Origin of the sequence: Porphyromonas canoris, assembly GCF_000765975.1 — a bacterium.
Classification (GTDB): domain Bacteria; phylum Bacteroidota; class Bacteroidia; order Bacteroidales; family Porphyromonadaceae; genus Porphyromonas_A; species Porphyromonas_A canoris.
This window is the reverse complement of the sequence record NZ_JQZX01000015.1, coordinates 32,991-57,099: the sequence shown is the minus strand read 5'-3', so window position 1 is coordinate 57,099 and position 24,109 is coordinate 32,991. Positions and strand designations below refer to the sequence as shown.

Annotated in this window: 22 protein-coding genes; 7 read left to right on the top strand and 15 right to left on the bottom strand. The window is 47.5% G+C overall.

The genetic code is table 11. The features are described from left to right. Positions 1 to 17: 17 nt before the first annotated feature. The 7 genes from HQ29_RS08845 to HQ29_RS08815 are packed head-to-tail and all read right to left on the bottom strand — an operon-like array spanning position 18 to position 8,170. Positions 18 to 1,382 (bottom strand): sigma-54-dependent transcriptional regulator, encoded by a 1,365-nt coding sequence (locus HQ29_RS08845; RefSeq protein ID WP_036788216.1) that lies wholly within the window; start codon positions 1,380 to 1,382, stop codon positions 18 to 20. 22 nt (positions 1,383 to 1,404) lie between these two features. Then, the gene (locus tag HQ29_RS08840; RefSeq protein ID WP_036869317.1) at positions 1,405 to 2,400 is read right to left on the bottom strand and encodes a GNAT family N-acyltransferase; all 996 of its coding nucleotides are present in this window, start codon (positions 2,398 to 2,400) and stop codon (positions 1,405 to 1,407) included. A gap of 2 nt (positions 2,401 to 2,402) precedes the next feature. Next, positions 2,403 to 3,230: a 1-acyl-sn-glycerol-3-phosphate acyltransferase gene (locus tag HQ29_RS08835; protein ID WP_036869316.1), complete on the bottom strand. Its 828-nt coding sequence runs from the start codon at positions 3,228 to 3,230 to the stop codon at positions 2,403 to 2,405. A gap of 8 nt (positions 3,231 to 3,238) precedes the next feature. Next, entirely contained in the window at positions 3,239 to 4,210 is a 972-nt protein-coding gene (gene ribF / locus HQ29_RS08830) for a riboflavin biosynthesis protein RibF (protein WP_052090040.1), read from the bottom strand. A 9-nt stretch (positions 4,211 to 4,219) separates the two neighbouring features. Continuing rightward, positions 4,220 to 5,539, bottom strand: a complete 1,320-nt coding sequence (locus tag HQ29_RS08825) for a murein hydrolase activator EnvC family protein (RefSeq protein ID WP_036869314.1) — start codon at positions 5,537 to 5,539, stop codon at positions 4,220 to 4,222. 8 nt (positions 5,540 to 5,547) lie between these two features. Beyond that, complete coding sequence (locus HQ29_RS08820) at positions 5,548 to 6,420, bottom strand: DUF4292 domain-containing protein (protein ID WP_036869312.1); 873 nt, start codon at positions 6,418 to 6,420, stop codon at positions 5,548 to 5,550. Positions 6,421 to 6,436: 16 nt separating this feature from the next. After that, on the bottom strand, positions 6,437 to 8,170 hold the full coding sequence (locus tag HQ29_RS08815) for a tetratricopeptide repeat protein (RefSeq protein WP_036869311.1): 1,734 nt from the start codon (positions 8,168 to 8,170) through the stop codon (positions 6,437 to 6,439). A gap of 1,206 nt (positions 8,171 to 9,376) precedes the next feature. Here HQ29_RS08815 and HQ29_RS08805 point away from each other — a divergent pair. The 7 genes from HQ29_RS08805 to HQ29_RS08775 are packed head-to-tail and all read left to right on the top strand — an operon-like array spanning position 9,377 to position 18,033. Next, positions 9,377 to 10,627, top strand: coding sequence for an efflux RND transporter periplasmic adaptor subunit (locus tag HQ29_RS08805; protein ID WP_036865434.1), 1,251 nt, complete (start codon positions 9,377 to 9,379; stop codon positions 10,625 to 10,627). A gap of 4 nt (positions 10,628 to 10,631) precedes the next feature. Continuing rightward, positions 10,632 to 11,906 (top strand): ABC transporter permease, encoded by a 1,275-nt coding sequence (locus HQ29_RS08800; protein ID WP_036869306.1) that lies wholly within the window; start codon positions 10,632 to 10,634, stop codon positions 11,904 to 11,906. Between the two features lie 15 nt (positions 11,907 to 11,921). Then, positions 11,922 to 13,193, top strand: a complete 1,272-nt coding sequence (locus HQ29_RS08795; RefSeq protein ID WP_036869305.1) for an ABC transporter permease — start codon at positions 11,922 to 11,924, stop codon at positions 13,191 to 13,193. Between the two features lie 60 nt (positions 13,194 to 13,253). After that, positions 13,254 to 13,922, top strand: coding sequence for an ABC transporter ATP-binding protein (locus HQ29_RS08790; RefSeq protein WP_036788401.1), 669 nt, complete (start codon positions 13,254 to 13,256; stop codon positions 13,920 to 13,922). Between the two features lie 24 nt (positions 13,923 to 13,946). After that, the gene (locus HQ29_RS08785) at positions 13,947 to 15,236 is read left to right on the top strand and encodes an ABC transporter permease (RefSeq protein WP_036869301.1); all 1,290 of its coding nucleotides are present in this window, start codon (positions 13,947 to 13,949) and stop codon (positions 15,234 to 15,236) included. A 2-nt stretch (positions 15,237 to 15,238) separates the two neighbouring features. Continuing rightward, positions 15,239 to 16,501: an FtsX-like permease family protein gene (locus tag HQ29_RS08780; RefSeq protein ID WP_036869299.1), complete on the top strand. Its 1,263-nt coding sequence runs from the start codon at positions 15,239 to 15,241 to the stop codon at positions 16,499 to 16,501. 23 nt (positions 16,502 to 16,524) lie between these two features. Beyond that, positions 16,525 to 18,033: a TolC family protein gene (locus tag HQ29_RS08775; protein WP_052079560.1), complete on the top strand. Its 1,509-nt coding sequence runs from the start codon at positions 16,525 to 16,527 to the stop codon at positions 18,031 to 18,033. On the opposite strand, the gene HQ29_RS08770 is transcribed toward HQ29_RS08775, so the two are convergent. The 8 genes from HQ29_RS08770 to HQ29_RS08735 form a co-directional block, all read right to left on the bottom strand. Beyond that, on the bottom strand, positions 18,020 to 18,586 hold the full coding sequence (locus HQ29_RS08770) for a DUF4924 family protein (RefSeq protein ID WP_036869419.1): 567 nt from the start codon (positions 18,584 to 18,586) through the stop codon (positions 18,020 to 18,022). The two genes, HQ29_RS08775 and HQ29_RS08770, sit on opposite strands and share 14 nt — an antisense overlap. Before the next feature lie 670 nt (positions 18,587 to 19,256). After that, entirely contained in the window at positions 19,257 to 19,445 is a 189-nt protein-coding gene (locus HQ29_RS08765; protein WP_036869297.1) for a hypothetical protein, read from the bottom strand. A 24-nt stretch (positions 19,446 to 19,469) separates the two neighbouring features. Next, the gene (locus HQ29_RS08760; RefSeq protein WP_036869295.1) at positions 19,470 to 19,850 is read right to left on the bottom strand and encodes a hypothetical protein; all 381 of its coding nucleotides are present in this window, start codon (positions 19,848 to 19,850) and stop codon (positions 19,470 to 19,472) included. 36 nt (positions 19,851 to 19,886) lie between these two features. Further along, positions 19,887 to 20,249, bottom strand: coding sequence for a hypothetical protein (locus HQ29_RS08755; protein ID WP_036788187.1), 363 nt, complete (start codon positions 20,247 to 20,249; stop codon positions 19,887 to 19,889). A 99-nt stretch (positions 20,250 to 20,348) separates the two neighbouring features. Then, positions 20,349 to 20,825, bottom strand: a complete 477-nt coding sequence (coaD, locus tag HQ29_RS08750; RefSeq protein WP_036869293.1) for a pantetheine-phosphate adenylyltransferase — start codon at positions 20,823 to 20,825, stop codon at positions 20,349 to 20,351. A 9-nt stretch (positions 20,826 to 20,834) separates the two neighbouring features. Beyond that, the gene (truA, locus tag HQ29_RS08745) at positions 20,835 to 21,587 is read right to left on the bottom strand and encodes a tRNA pseudouridine(38-40) synthase TruA (protein ID WP_152566526.1); all 753 of its coding nucleotides are present in this window, start codon (positions 21,585 to 21,587) and stop codon (positions 20,835 to 20,837) included. 4 nt (positions 21,588 to 21,591) lie between these two features. Next, positions 21,592 to 22,839: a uracil-xanthine permease family protein gene (locus HQ29_RS08740; protein WP_052090039.1), complete on the bottom strand. Its 1,248-nt coding sequence runs from the start codon at positions 22,837 to 22,839 to the stop codon at positions 21,592 to 21,594. Positions 22,840 to 22,912: 73 nt separating this feature from the next. Then, complete coding sequence (locus tag HQ29_RS08735) at positions 22,913 to 24,097, bottom strand: glycosyltransferase (protein ID WP_036869290.1); 1,185 nt, start codon at positions 24,095 to 24,097, stop codon at positions 22,913 to 22,915. Positions 24,098 to 24,109: the final 12 nt, after the last annotated feature.

Genomic DNA, 24,109 nt, shown 5'->3' with positions numbered 1-24,109 from the left:
GAGGAGGTAAGATTCGGTTAGTACTTGATGCCGTAGCGGTCGAGCCTTCTGTATAGTGCGCCTCTGCTTATGCCGAGAGCCTTTGCCACACGGGAGAGATTGCCGTTGTATTCCGTAATTTTCTGTCTTATGGTTTCGGCTTCTATCTCTTCGAGTGTCTGCTCGGAAAGCGGTGGGGTGTCCGGCAGATACTGCTCCTCTCTGTGCTGAATGTCTCCTTTGTCCAGAACGGACTTGCCGGAGATGAGGATGGAGCGTTCGATGAGGTTTTTCAACTCCCGAACATTGCCGGAGTAGTGCAGGGAGGAGAGAAAGCTTTCTGCTTCCGGAGTAAAAGATACAGCCGGCAGACCATTGGCTTTGCATAGCTTCTGCGCAAAATGTTTTGCCAGAAGAGGGATGTCCTCTCTGCGTTCTCTCAAAGGCGGTACACGGAGTACGATGAGGTTGATACGGTAGTAGAGATCTTCTCTGAATGTGCCGGCGGCAACCATCGAAGCAAGATCGGCATTCGTGGCACTCACTACACGTATATCCACTTTGGTGGGTGAGCTTTCGCCCAAAACCTCAAAAGTCTGGTCTTGCAACACTCTCAGCAGTTTCACTTGAGAAGCCAAGTCCAGCTCTCCGATCTCGTCCAGAAAAATAGTTCCCTTGTCTGCAAGAGCAAACCTGCCGGTACGGCTTGCCACGGCATCCGTAAAAGCGCCTTTCTTGTGTCCGAACATTTCGCTCTCAAACAGCGATGCCGAGATCCCTCCAAGGTTTACCTTGACAAAAGATTCGGAACGTCGCTTGCTGTTGAGGTGTATAGCTTCGGCTATCAGCTCTTTCCCCGTGCCGCTTTCTCCCGTTATGAGGACAGAAGCAGTGGTAGGAGCTATGCGTGCAACGGTCTGAAGCAGTTCGATGATAGCAGGCGAGTGTCCGATGATATGGTCGAAGCTGTGTTTTTTGTCGAGCTGCTGTCTGGAGGAAATCTCTTTCTCTCCCGTTTCCGGTCTGTTCAGCTCCAAAGCGTTACGTACAGACTCCAAGAGCTTATAGTTGTCCCACGGTTTCGTTACAAAGTCGAACGCTCCTGCTTGCATCCCTTTCACTGCCAGTTCTATGGATCCCCATGCGGTCATCAGTATGACCGGTATCTCTTCCCATCTCTTTTTGACCTGACTCAAAAGGAATAGCCCCTCGTCTCCGGTTGTGGAGAGAGAGAAGTTCATATCCATTAAGATAAGGTGAGGAGGCTGTTCTTCTATGCAAGAGAGAGCAGCACGTGGAGACTCTGCCACAGATACATTGTAGCCGGCTCGCTTGAGAAGCAGGGATAGAGAGGATCGAATGGCACTGTCATCGTCCACAACGAGTAGGTGAGCGGTTTCCATGAAAAGGGAAGATATTTTTGTTTTAGGAGAGATTGCCGTCCGACTCCGAGCGGTGAAGTCTCTTTTTGTAGCGTAAAGCACAGTCGCGGATGAAACTTTCTACGTGTCGCCTTAGTTTCTCTTCGTTTATGCCGGCGAAGGGGAGCAGTATGGCACTCTCTTCGACGTCTGAAAAGTGTCTGTTGATAGCCGTGCCGTAAAACACCAGCTGCTTTGCGATCTGTACGTAAGAGTTGATGAGCGGAGGGATGTTTATGCCGTATTCTCGAACGAGACGGTTCACGGCTTTGTAGTTTTCCTCAAAAGTGTCGTAGTGAAGTATCTCGGACAACGCTTCTACCGGTGTCGTGTAAGGAACTTCTTCTATCGGGCGGACAAGCTGTTTGGGGTCGGAGTAGTATTTGGACAGGAGGAAGATGATGATGTCACGGCAATATCTGTTGTACCCTTTGTACATGGTAACCTTGCCGAAGAAGTATCGGTATTCGGGGTAAAGCAGTGGAAGAGCACCCACACCGTCCCATAGGTTGTCCAACGCAAATATTCCTTTTGAGGAGGAAACAGAGCTGTCGGGATGAGTGCTCTGGCATGAGAGGGAGACGAAAGAGCGTCCCAGCTCTATGGTATAGGGCAGATAGTCCGTGATGAACTCTTGTGAGAAAGAGAACATGTGCGCACTGGCAAGATCCGGAACACCATCGTTTGTCGGGACATGCTCTCCACAGATGAATCTGTACCCGCCGAGTATCTTCTCTTCTTCCGGATCCCAGACGATGATCTGCTTATATCCCCCTTCGTAATCGAATCTGTCTGTATCCGTTTCCAGTCCGCTCCCTCCGCCGTAATACCGGAAAGCCTCCTCTCTTAACCTGCCCACTTCTCGCATCAGATTGGGAGCTTCGTGAGCTTGAAAGATATAGATCTCGTTGTCTGCCCTGTTGGTCTTTCTGAGCAACATCTCCGGCCTCAGCTCCGAACGGAGAACGGACTTTTCGATAGGGGGAATGATTGGTTGCATCTTTATTTAGAGATAGAAGGTAAGCGGTAGATACTCTCTTTGATCTGATCGGAAAAGGCTTGATGTTTGCTCTTTTCGGAAGGGATCTGTTCGGGGAATATCGGAGGAGCCACATAGATATTGAATGTCTTGTGTCGCCCTTTGAACATCTCGTCGGGAAGCAACACCATTTCGATATTCAGCTTAATGCCCAGCCCTTGACGCCATCGGGCATACCTGTAAAAGCGTGGAGAGTTGGCGGCATCGAAGAATAGCGGAACAATGGTAAGGTTGTGCTGCTGCGCCAATCGTAGGAAAGAGCTTTTCCATTCCGTATCTCGAATCTCTCCTTTACCATTTTGTCTCGAACAGAAACCGGCAGGAAAAGTGAGCCCATGCCTTTTCTCTTCGAGAGCTTGAACCATCATTTCTCCAAGTTTTCTGTTCTGAACACCATGTTTGTTTACGGGAAGGAAGATGTCTCCAAACTGAGGAATGGACATCAGAAGGTCGTTTACCGGAACGAATAATCTACCTTCAAGCAGCTTGCCCAACCAGGCAGTCAGAGCGATTCCATCCAGTCCGCCAAGCGGATGATTGGATACAAAGAGCAGCTGTCTCCCTTTAAGTGCCGTTATCTGCTCTTCTCCCGAAATGTTGAGAGATATATCGAATGCTTTCAAGAGCCTGTTGGCATACTCCACGCCCCCGATATGGCCTTGGAGTTGGAGCATCTCATTGATCTCCTGTTGGTGTATGAGCCTCCGGAGAAAAGAGATAAGCGATTTGGGAATCCAGCCTTTATACTTACTCCTTATTATGTCTTTGATCTCTATTTGAGGCGTCTTCATGATGGGATTTATTCGGCATGAAGATTTTTCAGAAATGCACGAGAGTCGATCTCATCTTTACGTAGCTGCTCCGCCAATGCGTCCAAAGAGTAAAATTTGATGTCTGCTCTCAGGTAGTGATAGAATAAAATCTCTACCTCTTTGCCGTAAAGATCTCCGGAGAAGTCGAATAGAAAAACCTCCATACGGGCATTCTCGTCGTGCCCCAACGTGGGTCGCTGTCCGTAGTAAGACATTCCGCCATATCTCGTACCCTCTACAATCACCTCGGATACAAAGATGCCTTGAGCCGGCACAAGCTCATGCTCCGGATCTATTTCGATATTTGCGGTGGGATATTCTAAGCTTCGTCCTATCTTGCTGCCATGTTGTACAATCCCTTTGACGCTGTATGGTCTTCCCAAGAGACTCCATGCTTTTGCAAAGTCTCCCGACTGAACGGCAGAGCGAATCACCGATGAAGATACCTTTATATCGTCTTTGTAGAGAGCTTCATGCCGGATAACCGGAATTGCCCAGCTGTCTATATAAGCCTGTGTCTCCTCTTGAGTGCTGAAACGTTTAGAGCCGAAATGATTGTCATAACCCATTACCAAAGCTGTCGTATTGCATTTGTCATGGAGTGTTTGTGCGAAATCTTTACCCGTTATAGCTGCAAGTTCGGGCGTGAAATGGAGCATCAGAATAAAGTCCATCCCTTGTTGGGAGAGGAGCATTTCCTTATCTCTCCTGTCGCATAACAGTAGCGGCTTTTTCCTGGAAGCGCTTCCGACTACGGTGAGAGGATGCTCCGCAAAAGTTATCACCACACTCTTTGCTCCCATTTTTCCGGCTTCCGTGCGAACTCTTTGGAGAAGATCCTGATGTCCTAAGTGGACACCATCAAAGAAACCCACTGTCGCAACGCTTTTTGATCCTTGCAAGCATTGCGATAGTTCTTCTATGCTTTGTGCTATTATTGTATTTTCAATCTGTTTCATTCCTATATACTATCTGGACAACCAGTGTAGAGGATTTTGTTTGCTGCGCTCTTTCCAAAGCTGGAAATGGAGTTGGCAGGCTCCTCCTAACTCAGGATCAGAATATACCGAACCTATTTTCTGTCCCGTGGTCACATGATCTCCTGCTTTTACGTAGACATTCTTGATGTTGCTGTAAACAGTGAGATAGTTCCCATGCCGTATTATGATGGTGTTGTTATAGCCATCGACCACAAAAACCTTCGAGACTGTACCATTGAATATCGCACGAGCTTCTGCCCCTTGAGGTGATTCTATGTCTATGCCGTTGTTGTTTATCTGTATGGATTTAAGTTCACTGTGATTTTGCTGACCGAACTGACCCACTATCTTATACTGCCCTGTAACCGGCATCGGTAGTTTTCCTTTATTGCCGGCAAAGGAGTTGGAGAGCAGACGTTCATCTTTTGTCATCGCATATCCTCCCGATACTTCTGCCCTGCGTTCCTCTGTCACAGGAACGGTAGCGGTAGTCCCTTTCTTGGGAGACTGTTGTTGTCTCTTTTTTGCTTCTGCTGCTTTTCTCGCTTTTTCTTGTGCAGCGGCAACTTCTTTCGCTATCTGATTTTGAATCTGGCGGTCTAAAGTCTGAGCCTGCTGCTTCTTCTTTTTCAGATTAGCCTGAATATCTTTCTGTTTCTTTTGGAGACGACTTACCTCTTTCTTGCTCTCCTCCTGGTTGGCAAGCAGACGTTCTTTTTCTTGTTCGCGTGTAGAGAGCAACGAAGCCTTTTCTGCCCGTTGGGTGTCCAGCTCTTCCTTTTTCTTTTGCACCGAAAGCTGTATGGACTTCAGCTTTTCTGCCTCCTCTTTCTGCCAGTTGGCATAGGTTGCCAAATATCTCAACCGTCTGAACGACTGCCTTATATCCTTTGCAGAGAGCAGGTAGAGCAGCTGGTCTTTAGCCCCTCTCCGACGGCTCATAGCCTGAAGACTTTTGACGTAAGCCTGCTGCCTGTGCGAGTGTTGGGTGGTCAGCGTGTCTATCTGACCGGTCAGGAGGATCAGGTTTTTATCTGCTTCGTCTATCTCTTGCGTTAGTGTCTCTATCATTTGTTTCCTTGTCTCTATCTGCCGATTGAGTAAAGCCAAACGATTCTGACTGCTCTTTGTATCTTTCGATGCTTTCTTCAGCTCCTTGTTCAGTGTATTGATCTCTTCCTGCATCTTCTTACGCTGCGATTCCAACTTTCGCACCGTAGCCGATTTCCTCTGATTTTGTGCCGACATTCCGATAGGAGACAGCACAACTAATAGAGCTAAAAAGAGTTTGAAAAGCCCTCGAAACATACTCTGGTCTATTTTTGGAGTTCTTTTATCATGGATATTACTTCTGCCCAACTCACACTTCTGTACCCTTTAGGAATATCTGTGCTTGGTGCTTCAGCCGGAAGTTTTTCCAAAGTCTTGTCTAAAGTGAGTGTTACCAAGCTTTGCTCTTTGACATCTCTATCCGGATAGGTTTTCAGTGTGATGATTTTAGGGAAGAAGATGTCGCTTTGTCCCACCGGTTGGTAACGCTCATAGAAGCAAGAGAGAACCCGTTCTACTTTTGAGCCGTAGTAGATATGTGCTTCACGTAATCTTGGTGCCGGTAGAGGAGAATAGTCCAAACGGACAATGATCTTGCCCTCTTTCTTTGTCAGGGTAAAGCCTGAAGAGTTTGGGACATACTCCATACCGTCTATCGCTTCCGCACCCTGCTTGCTTGGCGTAAACGGTTGGGCGAGGAGCATACACTGCAAAGCCGCAAGATCCCAACCTGCAAAAATCTGGGAAAAGATATTGGTAGCCACTCCCACACTTGTTCGGAATGCCTGTTTATTGAATCTGTCCACCACCAGAAGCTTTTTCGGTGTGATGGTGAGCCTTCCCACCTCAATCAGTCCAAGAGGTCTCACCGACAGGGAAGCATATTCATCTTTGGAGACGTGCAGTACACAGCGAGAGGATACATTGTTTTTGTCGGTCTTGATGGCTATTCCGCCTCTCCCCTCCAGCTTTTCAACCTTGGGTTGATTATTGATTGCGTCTATTGCCATCTGCCTGTCCGTGATGAACGGAGAGGTGAGTGGTTTATCTCCGGACAACTTCCGGAATATACCGCAACTGCTTAGAAGAGTTACTGCTAACAGTACGCTGCTCCAGCGTATCATGCTATTTTGCTTCATATTGTTCTTAAGAGTATTACAATGCAGCCTGTTCTATCTTTTTCTTGATCTTCTCACCATCTTCCGCCCCGGCTTTCAACGCATCCTGCCAAGCTTTTACGGCATTCCCCTTGTCGTTGAGCTTCCATAAAATATCCCCATAATGATCCAGCAACACACTGCTTACTTCCTCCTTGCTGTTCCTTATGGCACTTTCGATATAGTACTTCGCCAAGCCATAATTTTCGCGTAAGTAGAGTATCCAGGCGTATGTATCCAAGAAAGAGGCATTGGATGAGTCTATCCGTATAGCTTCACTTGCGAGAGCCTCTGCCCGTTCGATGTTTCTGTTGGAAGTGGCAAGGGCATAAGCATAGTTGTTCAGCAGCAACGCATCTTTGGGCAGATAGCCCAATGCCTGCTCGTATCGTCTCAGAGCTTCATCCGTTTCGCCTTTCTCATTGAGTAGATCGGCGGAGACAAAGAGCAGATGACCGTAGAGGAAAGAGCCTTTGTCTGCCACTTCCAGCCCTTTGTTGGCTACTGCCAAAGCCTCATCCGGCTTCTCCTGTTCGCCAAGAGCCAGTACGTTGTAGATGTAGAAGTCCGGTCTTGTAGGGTGTGCGGCTCTTCCCTTTTCCGCTATGCGTATCATTTCCGCCGCATTCGAGGCGGTCATTGCTTTCTGAATCATGTAGCTGTAAGGCTTCATGTCAGATGCTCCGCGCTCGATGAGTTCGGAATATATCGCCTCTGCCTTTTCCGTCTTATCCTGAGCGATGTACATGTCGGCAAGGAAGAGCGCGATGGAGGAGGTCTGCTCGTACTCCTGCTTTATCTCTTCAAAAAACGGAACAAACTCCTGCAGAAAAGAGACATTCTCTTTCGATACATAAGGGGCGAGCATAGAGATAAGCTCGTCAATGGCTTGAGGATCTATGCCATCCGTTCTGAGCAGTGCTCCGAACTCTTTCTTTGCCTCCTTATAGTTGCCATCTTTCAGCGCAAGTCTCGCTCTTGTGAGGATTATTTCCGGGCTCTTTCTCAGCTCTTTCGGGATCTGTCCGAGGTACTTTACAGCCTCTTCCTCCCGTCCTATCATGTTCAGATACGCCATCATGGAGAGATAACCCCTCAGCTCCATAGGGTGTTCCGAAATGTACCGGCTTATCTCTTTGAGCCCCTCATCCTCTTGCTTGTTCAGGGCAAAGTTTTGAGCAATGCGGAAGGTAATGGTTATCTCATCCGACAGAATGCCGTTCATCTTCCGGAGATAGAAGATACTCTTTTCCGGCATCCTTTTCTGTTCGTAGAGCCGAGCCATTGAGTCCAACACCTCCAAGTCTTCCGGCGAATTTTGCAGCAGCTCTTCGCCCACCTTCAAGACCAGCTTCTCGTTCTGCATAGCCATGGCAATCCTCAGGAGTGTCTGTCCCAAGAAAGGATCTTTATTGCTCAAGTCATAGCTTTTCAGCAGGTATTCCGATGCAAGGTTGATGTTGTTGGTGCGGAGTGCAATGTTTCCAAGCTCCACGTATGCCGCGAGATTGGTGCTGTCCAGCTCTATTGCCCAGTGCAGGTGATTGATTTTAGCTCCAAGGTCTTCCTCGTCCAGCAGGAGAACCGCACGGTTTGCAAAGATTCTGCTGTCTGCCTCCTCCGCTGTGATTACTGCTCCGCTTTGAGCCGCAGAGTGGGAGACCGCTCCGAAGAAACAGAGCAACCCCAAGAGCAGTGTAGTGATATATGATAATGTGAGCTTATAGATCATATCTGTGTGTTGTAGTCCAACCCTCTCTTGTTCTTGTTTCGGAAAGAGAGGGAGCACTCTTGTTGAGAACAACCAAAGTTAGTCAAAATCGCGCTATTAGCCAACGCCTCTCTCTTACGATCCACTCTCTCCGGAGTAGAGAGCGTTTTCTCCTTTTTCGGGAGGAAAGAAAAAAGAGTCTGTACGGCTATTTCTTCGGACTGCCCGTTACGGAAATTTTTTGTTTTTCACGGTCATTCGGACATCATAAAAAGGAATGATTTTTTCCCTCTTTGTTGCCCCATTTTTCCCTCAAAATGATCGAGCTGTTGTCTGGAGGTTTTATATAAAAATGGAGGGACAAAAAAGGGCTGAGGGAGGAGCGGTTTTTCTTTCTCTTTTTTGTCGTTCGGCTCGAAAATATGGCTCAATGATTTGGGCGTCAAATGGATATGCAAAATCGTGAGTTTGCGATTTTTTCTCCTCTCGATCGGTTTTAGGGGCTGTTTTTACGTTAATAAAGTTGAAATTTTGAAAGGTTGAGAGTGAAGATTTCTTAATGTTAAATTGCGCCCAAAACGCCTCCAAAAGTATCATATTTTCGGAAAATGCTGATAATCAATGTGGAAGCTGTTTTGGCTAAACACGTTAATCGAATCCGGTAAACGTGTTTAATGAAATCGGTAAACGTGTTCATTGAAAAATTAAACACGTTAAGCCGACAAAANTAAACACGTTAATCGAATCCGGTAAACGTGTTTAATGAAATCGGTAAACGTGTTCATTGAAAAATTAAACACGTTAAGCCGACAAAATATGCTCGTTTAGTGTTTTTGCTTAACAGGTATCGGAAATTATGTTAATAAAATAGGGTGAATTTAACAGTTTGGTCGCGCTCTGAAAACGACCCCTCCGGAGCAAATAGAGAGAGGCTAAAAAAGTGAGCATTTTTCGGTATGGAATATATAAAAATGAGTGTCGGAGAAGGGGCTGTTTCGCAAGAAATTTTTGGCTCTCCCGCTTCCTGTTTTTAGCGAAAGAAGAGAGGCAAAACCGGGAGCACAAGCGGACAACTGTCCGTTCGGAGTGTCCGTTTTCGGAGCAAAGTGTCCGATAATGGACACTCCCTATTTGTTGTTTGTTTTGTATATCAGTTGGTTAGCTGTTTTGGCATACCCATTGCTCCTATTTTGGCAAAGTGAAACAAACAGAAACAACGAACAGAATATGGATCGTGTAATATCAAAGACAGAGCGCCAAAAGGTGCAGAGAAAAAAGTGGTTGAAGTACGGCATCATTGCAGTGCCTGTGGTTGTGGTCATTGTGCTGTTGGGCATTTGGATGAAACCCTCCGTGGATATGAAAGATATTCTTATGGCTACGGCAGACAAAGGTAACATAGAGGTCTCCGTAAATGGTTCGGGCAGAGTGGTGCCGTCCATAGAGGAGGTGATCGTAACTCCCATTTCGAGCCGGATATTGGAAGTCTACAAGAGAGGAGGAGATTCGCTCGATGTGGGTACTCCTATCTTGAAACTGGATCTTGCCAGTACGGAGACGGAGTACAACAAGATGTTGGATCAGCTTGAGATGAAGAAGTATGAGATCGAACAGCTCAAGGCTCGCTCTCACAGCAGTCTGAGCGACTTGGAGATGCGTGTAAAGGTGGGAGAGATGCAGACTCGCCGCAAACAGGTAGAGATGCGGAACGAAAAATATCTGGACAGCATCGGAGCCGGTACACAGGATAGAGTGAGAGAGATAGAGCTAAGCTACAATGTCTCTACCCTCGAACAGGAACAGCTCCAAAAGCAACTTGCCAACAGCCGAACCGTAGCCGAAGCAGAGCTTAAAGTGAAGATGTTGGAGCTGCGAATCTTTCAAAAGAGTGTGGCAGAGATGAAGCGCGTCTTGGATGATGCCCAGATCCGTTCGCCCCGTAAGGCTGTGCTCACTTTCATCAACACTCAGGTGGGAACACAAGTACCTGCCGGAACGCAGGTGGCAATCATATCGGATCTTTCTCATTTCAAGGTCGAGTGCGAGATTGCAGACGCTTACAGCGACAGAGTACGCACGGGATCCAAAGTGATAGTACGTGTCGGCAAGACATCGCTGACCGGTATCGTGGGCAGTGTAACCCCGATGTCCAAGAACGGTGTAATCTCTTTCATGGTTCAGCTGGACGAGGATGCCCACTCCGTTTTGCGCTCCGGTCTTAGAGCGGATGTGCATGTGCTCACTTCGGAGAAAGAGGATGTGGTGCGCATTGCTAACGGTACTTACTACGCCGGTGCAGGTATATACAATCTTTTCGTGCTGGATGGCAAGAACACTCTTGTACGTCGGGAGGTCAAGCTTGGAGAGAGCAACTTTAGTCATGTAGAGGTTGTTTCCGGGCTTCAACCGGGGGACAAAGTGGTGGTGAGCGATATGAAGCAGTACGAAAACAGGAGTTCACTCTCTCTAAAACAGTAAGAAGATGAAGCAGCTGATAAGAAACATCAAACAGAACAGAGTGCTTTACGGCATACTCATAGCGAGTTTTTCTATTTCGATAGCCTTCTCTATGGTGGTTTACATGATCTATTTCTTCAGCACAGGAGATATAGGGATAGAGAACAATAGAAGTCGTATGCTTTTCTCAGATGCAGGTAGAACATATAAGAAAGAACCGAGATCGGATATCAATACGGGTATATCTCTTGATCTTGCAAAGGTATTGTACGAAGATCTACCCGGAGTGGAGATGGTGGCATACAACAGTTGGGCGCTTTCGGAAACAACGAAACAGGCAGAGCAATGTATATCCAGATCGCACGTTTCGGGGGTAGCGGGCAACGAAACCAGCGCTATGGTAAAGCTGGTAGATCCAACCTTTTTCCGAATGTATGAGTTCATATTTTTGAGCGGAAAGCCTTTTGATGCAGAGCGCAATAAGGACGAAGATAACGATGCTGTGATCTCCGATAAGTTGGCAAAGCATCTGTTCGGTTCGGAAGATGCTGTTGGGAAATATATCCGACTCAATATGGGAAAAGAGATTAAGGTCTCCGGCGTAGTAGAGCAAGTTGGTGCACTCTTCTCCAATGCTTATGCAGAGGTTTATTTGCCTGCGGTTCATCGGCGGTTCAGTCCCGAAAGAAGTGCAGAAGGGACACGTGGTCGTTGTTTGGCAGTGCTACTTCTGGAAAAGGGGGCATCTATCAAGCAGGTAACGGATATTGTTGAAGATCGTTTGGCAAAGCATAATGCGACTCTTTCCGAGTATGCTGTGGAAGTGGGACTGAAAGATATCAAGGGAAAGATGTTGTCTTTCGGAGAAAATGGTACAGCCAGACTGATAGTAGCGCTACTGCTGGGTATTCTTGTGCTTGTCCCTGCTCTGACAATGAGCAGTATGGTTTCCACGCTGGTGGAGAAGCGCAGGGGAGAGATCGGTGTGCGTAAAACCTACGGCGCAACAGTGGTGAAAATCGTGAAGATGCTCATTTGGGAAAATCTCCTGATGACCATGTTTGCCGGCATTATAGGCATCATCCTCTCTTTTATTTTGGTCTATCTTTCCAAAAACTGGCTTTTGGCAGGTATGGCAGGTACGATGGATGTCGATGCTTTACAGATTCCGGTAAGTGCCATTTTGAGTCCGAGCGTGTTGCTGGTCCTCTTTGGGGTTTGCCTTCTGTTGAGCTTACTCTCCGTGGTATATCCGGCATATCGTTATGCTAAAGCCGAAATCATACAAACCATCAAATAGAAATCTGACACAGTTATGAGACAACTGATACATAAAATGTGGAATGAGCGTCGCTCCAATGTGGCTCCGGTCGCAGGGTTGTTTATTACATTCATTCTGATGTGGTACTGTATGGACATATTTTATGTCTCGATGAACTCCCTGCTTAAAAGTAGCGGATACAATATAGATCACGTATACAGAGTGGAGATGAGAGCCAATAGGACATTCTCTTATGAGGGAATGGATATGGAGCAGATCAATGAGATAAACCGTAAGAATGCGGAAAGAATACTCTCCAGACTGCAAGACATCAATGGCGTAGAGGCTGCAACGCTCATAATGGGGACTACTCCTTATACGGGAAATATGTTTCAAGCCTATGCTTTGGAGCAGGATACCATGCTTACGGAAGCTAAAGTGATCTATACGACAAAGGGCTACTTCGATACGTTCGGAGTAAAAGTGGATAAAGAGATGCTCGAACATTGGGGAGAAATAGCACCGAGATATGCTGCAGTAACTCCCGAACTGGCTCATGGTGTATGGGGAGAAGTGGATGTAAAAGGACGTCTATTCAAAGACTTTTACAGTGTGCAATACAGCCCTACAGACGAATATCGTGAGATGAACAAGTTTACGGTGGGAAGCGTGATCCCTTCGATGAGGCTGGAAGAGTTTGAACGTTTCGAGCCTTTTGTGATAGCACCCATGCCGCTGTATATGTATATGCCGTCTGCCGACTTCTTTATCCGAGTACGTTCAAAAGTGGACAGCGATCACTTTGTCGAGGACTTCATGAACGAGTACAGGCGTGAGTTGAGTCAGGGACCCTCTTATCTCAACAACGTGGAGGCACTGAAACAGACACGAGATACTTATAACCTCTCTAACGGGAACACGTTGGTGATGCGTGGGGTGCTGTCTGTGATGATCTTTTTCCTCCTCAACATATTTCTCGGAATAGGTGGAATCTTTTGGTTCCGTATGCAAGGACGAGTAAAGGAGATAGGTGTAAAGAAGGCGATGGGTGCTACCAATGTGAGCATTGTCCTTGAAGTGATGGCGGAGGTAGTGTATATACTGCTTTTCGCAGTCCTGCCTGCCATCGTGGTCTGTGCCTTTTTAGCTTACAACGATATTATTATCACCATAAACGATCTTATGGATAATAGCATCGGAAGATTCGGTATGGCTATCGTTCTGACCTTAGTGGCATTTTTGATTATTTCTATTATTGCCGCAGCTATCCCCGCTACAAGGGCGATGAGAATACTTCCGATAGATGCTCTTAAGGAGAAAGAGTAAATGTAAAACAAGAACAGAATAATAAACTATAAAACTAAAAACAACATGGAAACAAACACAATGATCCGTCTTACAGGCATCAACAAAATTTACAGAACAGAAGAGATTGAAACATTGGCACTGGACAATGTGAACTTGGAAATAGAAAAAGGAGAGTTTTTATCCATTATGGGACCTTCGGGATGCGGTAAGTCCACGCTTTTGAACGTGATAGGTCTGCTCGATAAACCTACTGCCGGTACGGTGGAACTGGTCGGAAAGAAAACCGACGGGCTTTCGGACAAAGAGCTTGCCCGCTTTCGCAACCAACATCTTGGCTTTGTCTTCCAAAGTTTTCACCTTATCAACTCCCTCAATGTGCTGGACAACGTAGAGCTTCCTCTCCTTTATCGTGGAGGCGTATCCGGTTCGGAACGCACACGATTGGCTAAAGAGGTTTTGGAGAGAGTGGGTCTCAGTAGCCGTATGAAGCATCTTCCAAGTCAGCTATCGGGCGGACAGTGTCAGCGTGTAGCAATAGCTCGTGCATTGATAGGCAACCCCACTATTTTACTTGCGGATGAGCCGACCGGTAATCTCGATTCCAAGATGGGTGCAGAGGTGATGTCGCTTCTTCAAGAGCTTAATAGAGAAGACGGACGTACTATTGTCATGGTAACGCACTCCGAAAAGCAGGCAGAACAAACCCATCGGATCGTTCGTTTCTTCGACGGTAGACAGATACAGTAAGCCTAACCATTAAACCCACAGACAATGATCAAGCAATATATTAAGCACGCTTTCCGCCTGATAAAAGAGGCTCCCGTGCTCAGCACCATCATGATTCTTGGAACGGCTCTTGCTGTTTGCATGCTCATGATAAAGTTTATGGTGCATAGCGTGGAGACCGGTTCGGTCTATCCCGAAGTGAATAGAGATCGCACACTATACATCTCTTATATTAAGTCTATCTACAAAGATCCGGAGGGTAAAAACGGAGGAGAGAGCAACGGAGGCATAGCAAGATTTTTCGTTGAAGAGATTCTCAAACCTGTCGAAAGTGCAGAGGTTGTGGCATCGTACCTGTTCAGACAGGACGGGACACCGTTCTCCGCTCCCGGTTCCAAGAATAATGCTCAAGGTGTAACACGGGGAACCGATGCGCAGTTCTGGGATGTTTTCCGCTTTAAGTTCATCAGCGGATCGCCCTTTACGCAAGAAGATTTCGACAGCAGGCTTGCTAAGGCGGTGATAGATGAAGATATGGCTCGTAAGGTGTTCCAGACTACCGATGTGGTCGGACGCGAAATCCTTATCAATTTTAGCCCTTACACTATTGTGGGAGTGGTGGAAAACGCATTCGAATTGGCGCAAGATGCGTATGCCAATGCCTGGTATCCCTACTCCGTAGAAGATTTCCCTGAGACAACAGAGCCTTCCGGAAATGTGATGGTTGCCGTTATGGCAAAGAGCAAAGCGGACTTTCCGGAGATAAGAGCAGAGGTAGAGAAACGGATAGAGCAGTTCAATGCCGACAAGAGTCGCACTCACAGAGTCAGTTTAATGGAGCAACCGGACGACTTTTGGGTACACTTCAACAGGTCTGCATCCAATATCCCGCCCGATATGAAGGAGGTAAACCGGACAAACATCGTATCCATCCTGATCTTTTTGCTTATTCCGGCGATCAATCTTGCGGCGATGACCTCTTCCCGTATGCAGAAACGATATGCGGAGTTAGGGCTTAGAAGATCTTTTGGAGCAACGAAAGGAGGATTGCTCAATCAGGTTCTTTCGGAGAGCTTTATACAGTCCCTTTTAGGCGGTATCCTTGGATTTCTCCTCGCCGTAATCTTTGTTTATCTCTCAAGCAATACATTGTTTCAAGGCAATTATTATACTTATTCCGATGGAGTGGCGCTACCTGTTTGGAACATCATATCCGTACAAGCATTCCTGATGGTACTGTTGTGCTGCTTTGTGATCAACTTCATTTCCACTTTCATACCGGCATGGAGAGCCACTAAGAAGCCTATTGTAGAATCCTTATCACTCAAGAAATAGTCATGATAAAGCATCAACTTAAAATAATGTGGAATGAGCGCAGACAGAATATTGCCATCTTCCTCGAACTTCTTCTGGTTCTACTCTGCTTTTGGGGCATTATGAATATATTTTACAACAGGATTTCGGAAGCACTAAAACCGACCGGATTCGATACTGCCCACACTTATCGCATTTTTCATAGCATCTTACCCAACACCTCTCCGCTTTATATCGCTCCGGAGAGCGATGGTTATCGCACCTATGCAGCCAGTATGCTGGAGGTGAAAAACCGCTTGAAGAAGTTGCCAGAAGTGGAAGCCGTTGCTATTTCGATGCACTCTACGCCTCACATGGGTAGTAACCGTATAACCACTTTATCTTCCGATTCTCTGCATGTACAAGATTGGGTTATGGTCCGTGGCGTGGAACCGGAGTTTTTGGACATCTTCAGGATTATGGACGAACAAGGCAGTACGGAAGCCTTCAAGAGAGCTCTTCGAGATAATAAGCTGGTCATCTCCAAAGGTCTGAACGAAGCTTTAGTTCCGAATAACGTCAATCCGATAGGTCTGGAGTTGAAAGAGAGCGATGGAAACATCTTTGGCATCGTCGGAGGAGTATCCGGAGACCTCAAGCAGAATACCTTTTATTGGTGGAACACCTCTCTCTTTCAGCTGCTTTATCCTACCGAAGAGGAGTTTATCTCCTATGGAGACCATCCGAATCTCCCGTATCTGGAGATCTCTATGCGCATCAAACCTTCTGCCGATCACGCTTTCAAGGAGCGTTTTCTCAAGGATATTGCTCCCACGCTGCACAACTGTAACCTGATCGTTTCCGATATAAGGAGTTTTGCAGAAATGAAAAGCAGCTTCGATGCTCCGTATATAAAGCAGATGAAAAACTATGCTTCCATCGTCATATTCTTTGCCATCAATGTTCTGCTTGGTGTTATCGGTGTCTTCTGGTACCGTACAGACCAGCGCAAACATGAGATGGGCGTTCGGATGGCACTCGGAGATCGTGCGGCGGCACTGCTTCGCCGCTATATCGGAGAAGGGCTTCTGCTTTTGCTTTTCACCATTCCTTTTGCTCTTCCACTCTCTTACGGCATCTCGAAGCTGGGGTTTGCCTTCTGGTGGGATACCATGACTTTAGAGCGTTTCCTATGGGGATTCGGGTCGGCTTACCTGCTCATGATGCTGATGGTAATACTTGGCATCTGGATTCCTGCCCGTAAAGCAGTAAACATTCCGCCATCCGTCGTGTTGAAAGAAGAGTAATAACAACCTCAAAATACGCAGTAATGAAACAATACTTCTATCATAACTTTTTCATTTGCGTTTGTATTGTGCTATGCGCCATCCTGCCTGCTTCCGGGCAGGATGTGCAAGCACAGTCGGACTCGATAGCGCAAACCCTCACACTCGAACAAGCCATAGAGATGGCACAAGCCCAAAGTGTGGATGCCGTAGTGGCGCTCGACCGTCTGCGTACAGCCTACTGGCAGTACCGCACATACCGTGCAGAGCTGCTGCCGGAAGTGAACTTTACGGGAGAACTGCCCAACTACAAGAGCGGCTATAACCTCTATCAGGAGGGAGACGGCAGCTACAAGTTCGTCCGCTCCCGCCTTTTGCAGGCAAGCGGATCGCTCTCCATAGATCAGAACATCCCTCTCACCGGCGGTCGCATCTCGGTGGTCTCCTCGCTGGAGTATGTCCGTCCGTTCACGAAAGCCAATCACTTCCTCACCATTCCGGCAACCATCACGCTGGTTCAGCCCATTCTCGGCTACAATGCACTCCGTTGGCAGACCAAGATACAGCCTGTAAAGTATGAAGAAGCCAAGGCTGCTTATCTCGAAGAACGGGAGAAAACCACGATGCGGACTATCAGCCACTTCTTCGAGTTGCTGCTTGCAGACGAAAATCTGCGCATCGCAATCCAAAACAGAGAGAACGCCAAAAAGCTGCACGAAGTGGCTAAAGCAAAACGGGAGATGGGGCAGATCTCGGAGAACGAACTGCTACAACTGGAGCTGAATCTGCTTCAAGCCAACGGGAAAGAGACGGAAGCACGCTCGCTCAGAAACGGCAAGCTGTTCCGCTTGAAGTCTTTTCTCGGCATCACCACAGACGGAGACATTCTCCCCGTAGTGCCTGCATCGGTAGATGCCAAGCGCATCCACTATGGCGATGTACTGGCTAAGGCTCACAAAAACAACTCTTTCGTGCATCGCATCCGCCGTAAACAGCTCGAAGTGGACAGCGAAGTGGCACGCGCCAAAGGCGAACGCTACAAAGTGGATCTCTTTGCTTCGCTCGGATATACCGGACAACACGAACAGTGGAGAGAGGCATACGGCAATCTTCAAGAGAATCAGATCGTACAGGTAGGCGTTAGGATACCTCTGCTGGACTGGGGCAAACGAAAAGCAAGAGTGAAGATGGCGGAGAGTGCCCGTGATGTGATGCGCTCGCAAATCAAGCAAGAGACTCAGCAGTTCGACCAAGATCTGTTCCTTTTGGTAGAACAGCTCAACAACCAAGCACAACAACTCCACATCGCACGCAGTGCCGACCGCATCGCCGAAAAGCGGTACAAGACCGGTATAGAGACCTTCATGATAGGTAAGATAAGCACTCTGGAGCTGAACGATGCACAGAAAGCCAGAGACGAAGCACGGCAGAAACATATCTCCGAACTCTTCTTCTACTGGTACTACTTCTATCAAGTGCGCAGCCTGACTCTCTTCGACTATATCAAAGAGAGCGAAATATCTTACGACGCAGACCTGTTTAAGCGTTTGTAGGAAAGTGGGGCAGAGAGATTTCTCCTTCTTCTACGGCATGGAACCTGTCCGCCAACATGGCAAGGAACAGAGAGATCTGCCTGATGGCTTCCATCGTAGAAGGGGAGACTTCGTCCCCTTTCAGCCGAAGGGTCATATATCCATAGACGGCGATATAAGCGGTCTCTATCTCTCCGACGGGCTTGGACGACTTCTGCTTTGTACGCAGATGAACCAAGTGGGGAAGGGTTTTGTAGAAGAGTGCGGAGTAGATACCTTGCGTGGGATCTTCCAGCAAAGCCTTATGGAGTAAGCCGAGATGTTCTATCAGTTTGGAGAGCTGAGGCAGGTGTCCTTCCGCAGTAGCTCCGGACGCTATAAGCTCATCGCGCAGAGAGAGATACCATTGGAGTGTCTCGGACTGTAACGGCTCTTCCAGCCGGTATTGGTTCTTGACGTAAGAGGTGATCGCCTCGGTGTCGAGCTTCAGTGCGCGCAGAATATCTTCTACCTGCCACATGTAGAGGATGTATTCGGAGATATTTTCTTTTCGTTTCTTTCGAGCTACTATCATGGGTATGGATAACGGTTGGTCTCGGTGCAAATGTAGAGAAAATATGTCAGAGATAAGAGCCGGTTTCAAGTGCACTTTTATATAAAAACGGAGTGCTCACGCTCTGCTCCGAAACTGCTCCGCTTTCTCTCTTTTTGGAGTGAAAATTTTTGTTTTGTGTTGTAATGGTTTGAAATAGAGTGAAATATAAATCAGCGCGAATTTGGAAAAATTTTTTTCTCAGTCCGTTTGATGGGGCTTTTTCGCGTTAATAGGTGTAAATTTTAACACCCGTGTCTGTAAACGTTTCCTAATGAAGAAATCTGTCTTTTCAGAGGCATTTGGGGGCAAAATGCGTAGAAAGCTGATTATTAGTATTTTAATAGTTTTGACTAAACACTTTAATCGAATCCGGTAAACATATTAAATGAAATCGGTAAACGTGTTCATTGAAAAATTAAACACGTTAAGCCGGAAGAATATGCTCGTTTAGCGTTTTTGCTTAACAGGTATCGAAAATAGTGTTAATAAAATGGGCTGATTTAACAAATCCGGTACCCCTCCGAAAACGACCCCTCCGATCAAAATAGAAAGCAAGAAAAAAGGGAGCATTTTTCGGTATGGAATATATAAAAACAACGTGTACGAAACGGTCTCCGTACACGCTGTTTTTATGGGTTGAATATGGCTCTCAAATCACCCTTAATATGACCGAAATGATTCCGATGATACCTATACAGAGTTTGATAATAGGCCATACAAAACGGGTATTTCTCTTTTTATTTCCGAGATTTTGCTTTTTGAGCCTGGAAATGTCCGAAATGGAAAGAATAACCAACAGAATGGCAATGATGAGTATGCCCGCCAAATAGAGTGTCATACCTGCAGAGTGTGAAGTGTGAGACTACTTGGTGGTTTGCACTTCCGGTGTCGACACTGCCGGCTTATAGCCTTGAGGGGTGGTGTCCGACATGATCTTCTTCTCTACCAACAAGCCGTCTTGGAAGATGAGATAGGTGTAGGTGATGAGTAGATTGGAACCCTCATACTGGGTGTGTCTGTACACCAATGTCTCTATCACTTTGCCCTCTTTATCTTTGTAGAACTCTGTGCCTTGAAGACTGCTCTTCATGGAGCGCAGCTGGCGCAGTACGTCATTCTTCTTGGCTCCGTAAGAGATGGCATCCATCTTGCTGGCGTAAGAGGGTCCAAATATTCCGCAACCGCTCAGACCCAACGTGCAGGCAAGCAGAGCCGCTGCAAAAAAAGTTTTTTTCTTCTTCATATATATAGTGTTTGTTTTCTCTTCTGTGCTTTGGGATTATCTCCTGCGGGGATGTGCGGGAGGCATCGGACGTCTTGGTATAAACATTCCGGGACGGGATACCTGCTTCTCCACAAGGATGTTGTTCTTGAAGATGAGATGTATATACTGCACGGAGAAGGGAGTATCTCCCTGATTGTCTTTATAAGTGAGTATCTCTATCATGTCTCCGTTATCGTCCCGGTAAAACTCCTGATTATCGAACATCATGCTTATGGGACGCAGACGCCTTTGAGCTTCTTGCTTGGTGATTCCGGGCGGTAGATCTTGAAGATCTCTGTATGCTCTCATCATGGAACAGCCGCTCAACAGAAGCGCAACAACGGCAATCAGTGCCATCAAAATAACTTTTCGGTTCATGGTTTGCTCCTCTCTGTGTCTTATGGTTTTTATTAAAATCCCCCATGTAAACAGGGGTCGAAGCAAATTTAGATAAAAGCAGACAGAGAAACAAGCCTTTTACTCTTCCGGCTGAGGCAGATATTGCTTATAAGGTTCTCCGAATGATGCCAACTCCCTAACGAGAGAGGAGCTGACGGAACAGAGTTCGGGGGCGGAGAGAAGCAGTACGGTTTCGAGGTTGAAGTGCTTGCGGTTGAACTCTGCCATGTTTCTCTCATACTCCATATCCGCTACGTTGCGTATTCCACGTATCAGCAGAGAAGCCCCATGCGCTTGGGCGAAAGCACCGGTAAGTCCTTCATAAGCCACGATAGAGATGGCCGGAACTTTTGCATAGATGCGGCGCAGGGTCTCGACCCTCTCTTCCACGGAAAGAAAAGGCTGCTTGTTGCGGTTGATACCTACGACAATGATGAGCCGGTCTACTATCTCCAGTGCCCGTAAGGCTATGTCGTGATGTCCGATGGTATAGGGGTCGAAGCTTCCGGCATATATCCCTGTTCGGGGATTCGGTGTAGAGAATGCTGTATCCATATCCGTTGGTTAAAAGTTATATTTGACATCCACAAGCGAAAGCCCTTCGGCAGGGGCGGACATCCCTGCTGCCGAGCGGTCTTTCTGTTCTAAAATATTTCGTATCCCTTCCGGAGCCATCTTTCCACGCCCTATCAAGAAGAGTGTACCCACGATGGCTCGTACCATATCCCTTAAAAAACGGTCTGCGGTAATCTCGAAACGATAGCCTTCGCCCTCTTCCCGTACCCACTCTGCACGTTTGACGGTGCAGATATTGGTCTTGACATCCGTGTGGAGCTTGCTGAAAGAGGTGAAATCCTGCTTTCCCAACAGAAACAGAGCCGCTCGGTTCATCGCTTCTATATCCAAAGGGTGGTGGACAAACGTGGAGAAGTGTCTCAGGAACGGGTCTCTGTTGAAGTGGATACGGTAGTGATAGGTGCGCTCGACGGCATCGAAGCGGGCGTGAGCGTCTGTGGCAACTTCGTATATCCGGTAGATTGTAATGGTTCTTGGGAGCAAGCGGTTGATCTTATGCGCATCGAACGGGAGGGTATCCCCCTCAAAGTCGAAGTGTACCACCATTCGGGCGGCATGAACTCCGGCATCCGTGCGTCCGGCACCAACGATGCTTACTGGCTTTCGTGCTATCGTGCTCATCGCTTTTTCGATGCTCTCCTGCACGGTGATACCGTTGGGCTGTATCTGCCAACCCGAAAAGGAGCTGCCGTCATAGCCCAACTCCATGAAGTATCGCTTTATAACCGGTTGCTCTTTCATCTTGTTATGCTTGTTCGCACTCTTCCCGGCGACGCTTTTCTTTCTCTTTTTCCTTTTTGCTTAAAGGCAAAATGAGGTTGAGCAGCACGGCAACCACGGCAGAAAGCCCGATGCCGGAGAGAGAGAAATCGCCATAAGAGAACACCGCACCGCCTATACCGATGGTGAGGGTAATGGAGATGATCACCACGTTACGGGTATTGGTCATGTCCAGTTTATGTTGCATCAGATTGACGATGCCGGCACTTGCAATGGTTCCAAAGAGTAACAGCATGATACCGCCCAGTACAGCCGGAGGAATGCTCTTGAGCAGCGCGCTCACTTTACCTATCATCGAGAAGACGATACCGGTAACAGCTGCTATGCGGATCACTACCGGGTCTGTTACTTTGGTCAATGACATCGCACCGGTAACCTCAGAATAGGTTGTTACGGGCGGGCCTCCGATAAAGCTTGCAGCTATACACGCCAGTCCGTCTCCGAGTAGAGTGCGGTGAAGTCCGGGGTTCTTGACGAAATCTTTACCGGTTACCGTATTCACTACATATACATCGCCGATGTGTTCGATAACGGGAGCTATCGCAACAGGAATCATAAACAGAATGGGTTCCCACGCAAAACCTTCGTAAGGAATGAATTGAGGAAGTCCGAACCATGGGGCTGTTGCAACGGCAGACAGATCCACTCTTCCGAGAGAGAGGGCTAAGAGGTAGCCGACAAGGATACCACAGAAGATAGGAATCAGCTTCAGAAGACCTCGTGTATAGATTGTAACAAACACCGCAACGGCTAAAGAGACTATTGCCAACAGCCAGTCCTGATTCGCCATATTCACTCCGGCAGAGGAGAGACTCAGTCCGATGAGAATGATTACCGGACCTATCACGACGGGAGGAAAGAGTCGGCGGATCACTTTAAGCCCTTGCCACTTGACCAGAGCACTCATAATGAGATAGACCGCTCCTACTCCGACGATGCCGGAAATGGTACCGCTCAATCCATAAAGCTCGGTGGCTTTGATAATGGGAGCGATAAAGGCAAAACTGCTACCGAGAAAAATTGGCACGACGCCCTTGGTAACGAGGTGGAAGATGAGTGTTCCTATCCCGGCAGAAAAGAGTGCCGTGGAGGGATCAAGCCCTACAAGAAGAGGAACTAAAACAGTAGCTCCGAAAGCTACGAATAGAAACTGAACACCGACAATGCACTTGCGCGGAGTGCTGAGTACGATGGGTTCTGTGGGTTGGTTCATTCTGTTTACAGGTTTTTAATATAGATGTTTACAAAATTAGTCAATTAGCCATACTCTGCAATATGACACTCGTTCAGCTCTGCCCTTGCAGTCGGGAGGCATAGAGCCGTAAGTGTTGTTCGGCGACCCTTGTGTAAGAGTAGCACGATACGGCTTTCTCTCTTGCGGCGGAACGCATTGCCAGATACTCCGAAGGTGGCAGCAGAAGCATCTGTTCTATCTTCTTTGCCAGATCCGAAGGGTTGGCATACTCTGCCAAAAAGCCATTCTTTCCCGGCTGTATCATTTCGGGTATTCCTCCGGTCTCGAATGCCACAACAGGTGTACCGCAACTCAGGCTCTCCATGACAGTGCAGGGGAGATTCTCAAACAGAGACGGAACCACCAGCATACAGGCAGAACGGTAGAGTTTGATCATCTCCTCTTCCGATCCGATGTACCCATGAAGAACCGCCGGAAAGGTTTCCAGAAGAGCAGAAGCGTGAGGAGAGAGCTTTCCAAAAACATCTACCACCACGTTCATCTCCTTTAGGGGCAGGCGATGAAGAGCAGAGAGCAGTTCGTCGAACCCTTTTCGGGGGTCGTCTGTCTGCACTGCGCCCACCACTATACGCTTCTGCTCCAAAGAGAAAGAGGCAGGAGGGGAGAAGCTGTCCGTGTCTATCGCATTCGGTATGGTGGTTATGTCGAGACCTTTTGTGAGTTCGGAAGCTCTTGCTTTCCCGGCAATCCATTCGCTGCAACAGATAAAAGAGGGACGGAGAACGGGGTATATCCTCTGCTTCCGGCGCCATACACGCTTCACGAAAGAGCTCTCCTTGCCGCTCCAAGGCGATTCGTAGCTGTTCGGATCGCCCAAATGTGGAGACACTGCGGTGAACGGCCACATGTCGTGAGTGGTCCAAAAAATCGGCTTTCCCGTACTCGCCAGCCGTTCCAATCCTTTCAGGGAGAGCATCCCATGGTTTATCCAGTGCAGATGAATTACATCCGCCCACTTCACCAAAGGGTGCGACGAAATGTCTCTACCCCATAAAGCCGTGGAGATATGGAAGATCTTATCTCTGCGGAAACCGTTGTGCAGATAGATCTCTGCACGTTCCGCCATAAAGTTGAACCGGTCTGCAACGCTTTTTTTCTCCAAAGAGAGAAACGCCACATCGACATCCGGCATCATAGAAAGAGCATCTCTCAGACGGCGTGCAGCTATTGCCGCTCCACCACCTGAGAGATGCGTATTTACGATGAGGATATTCACGGTCTCGAAGCG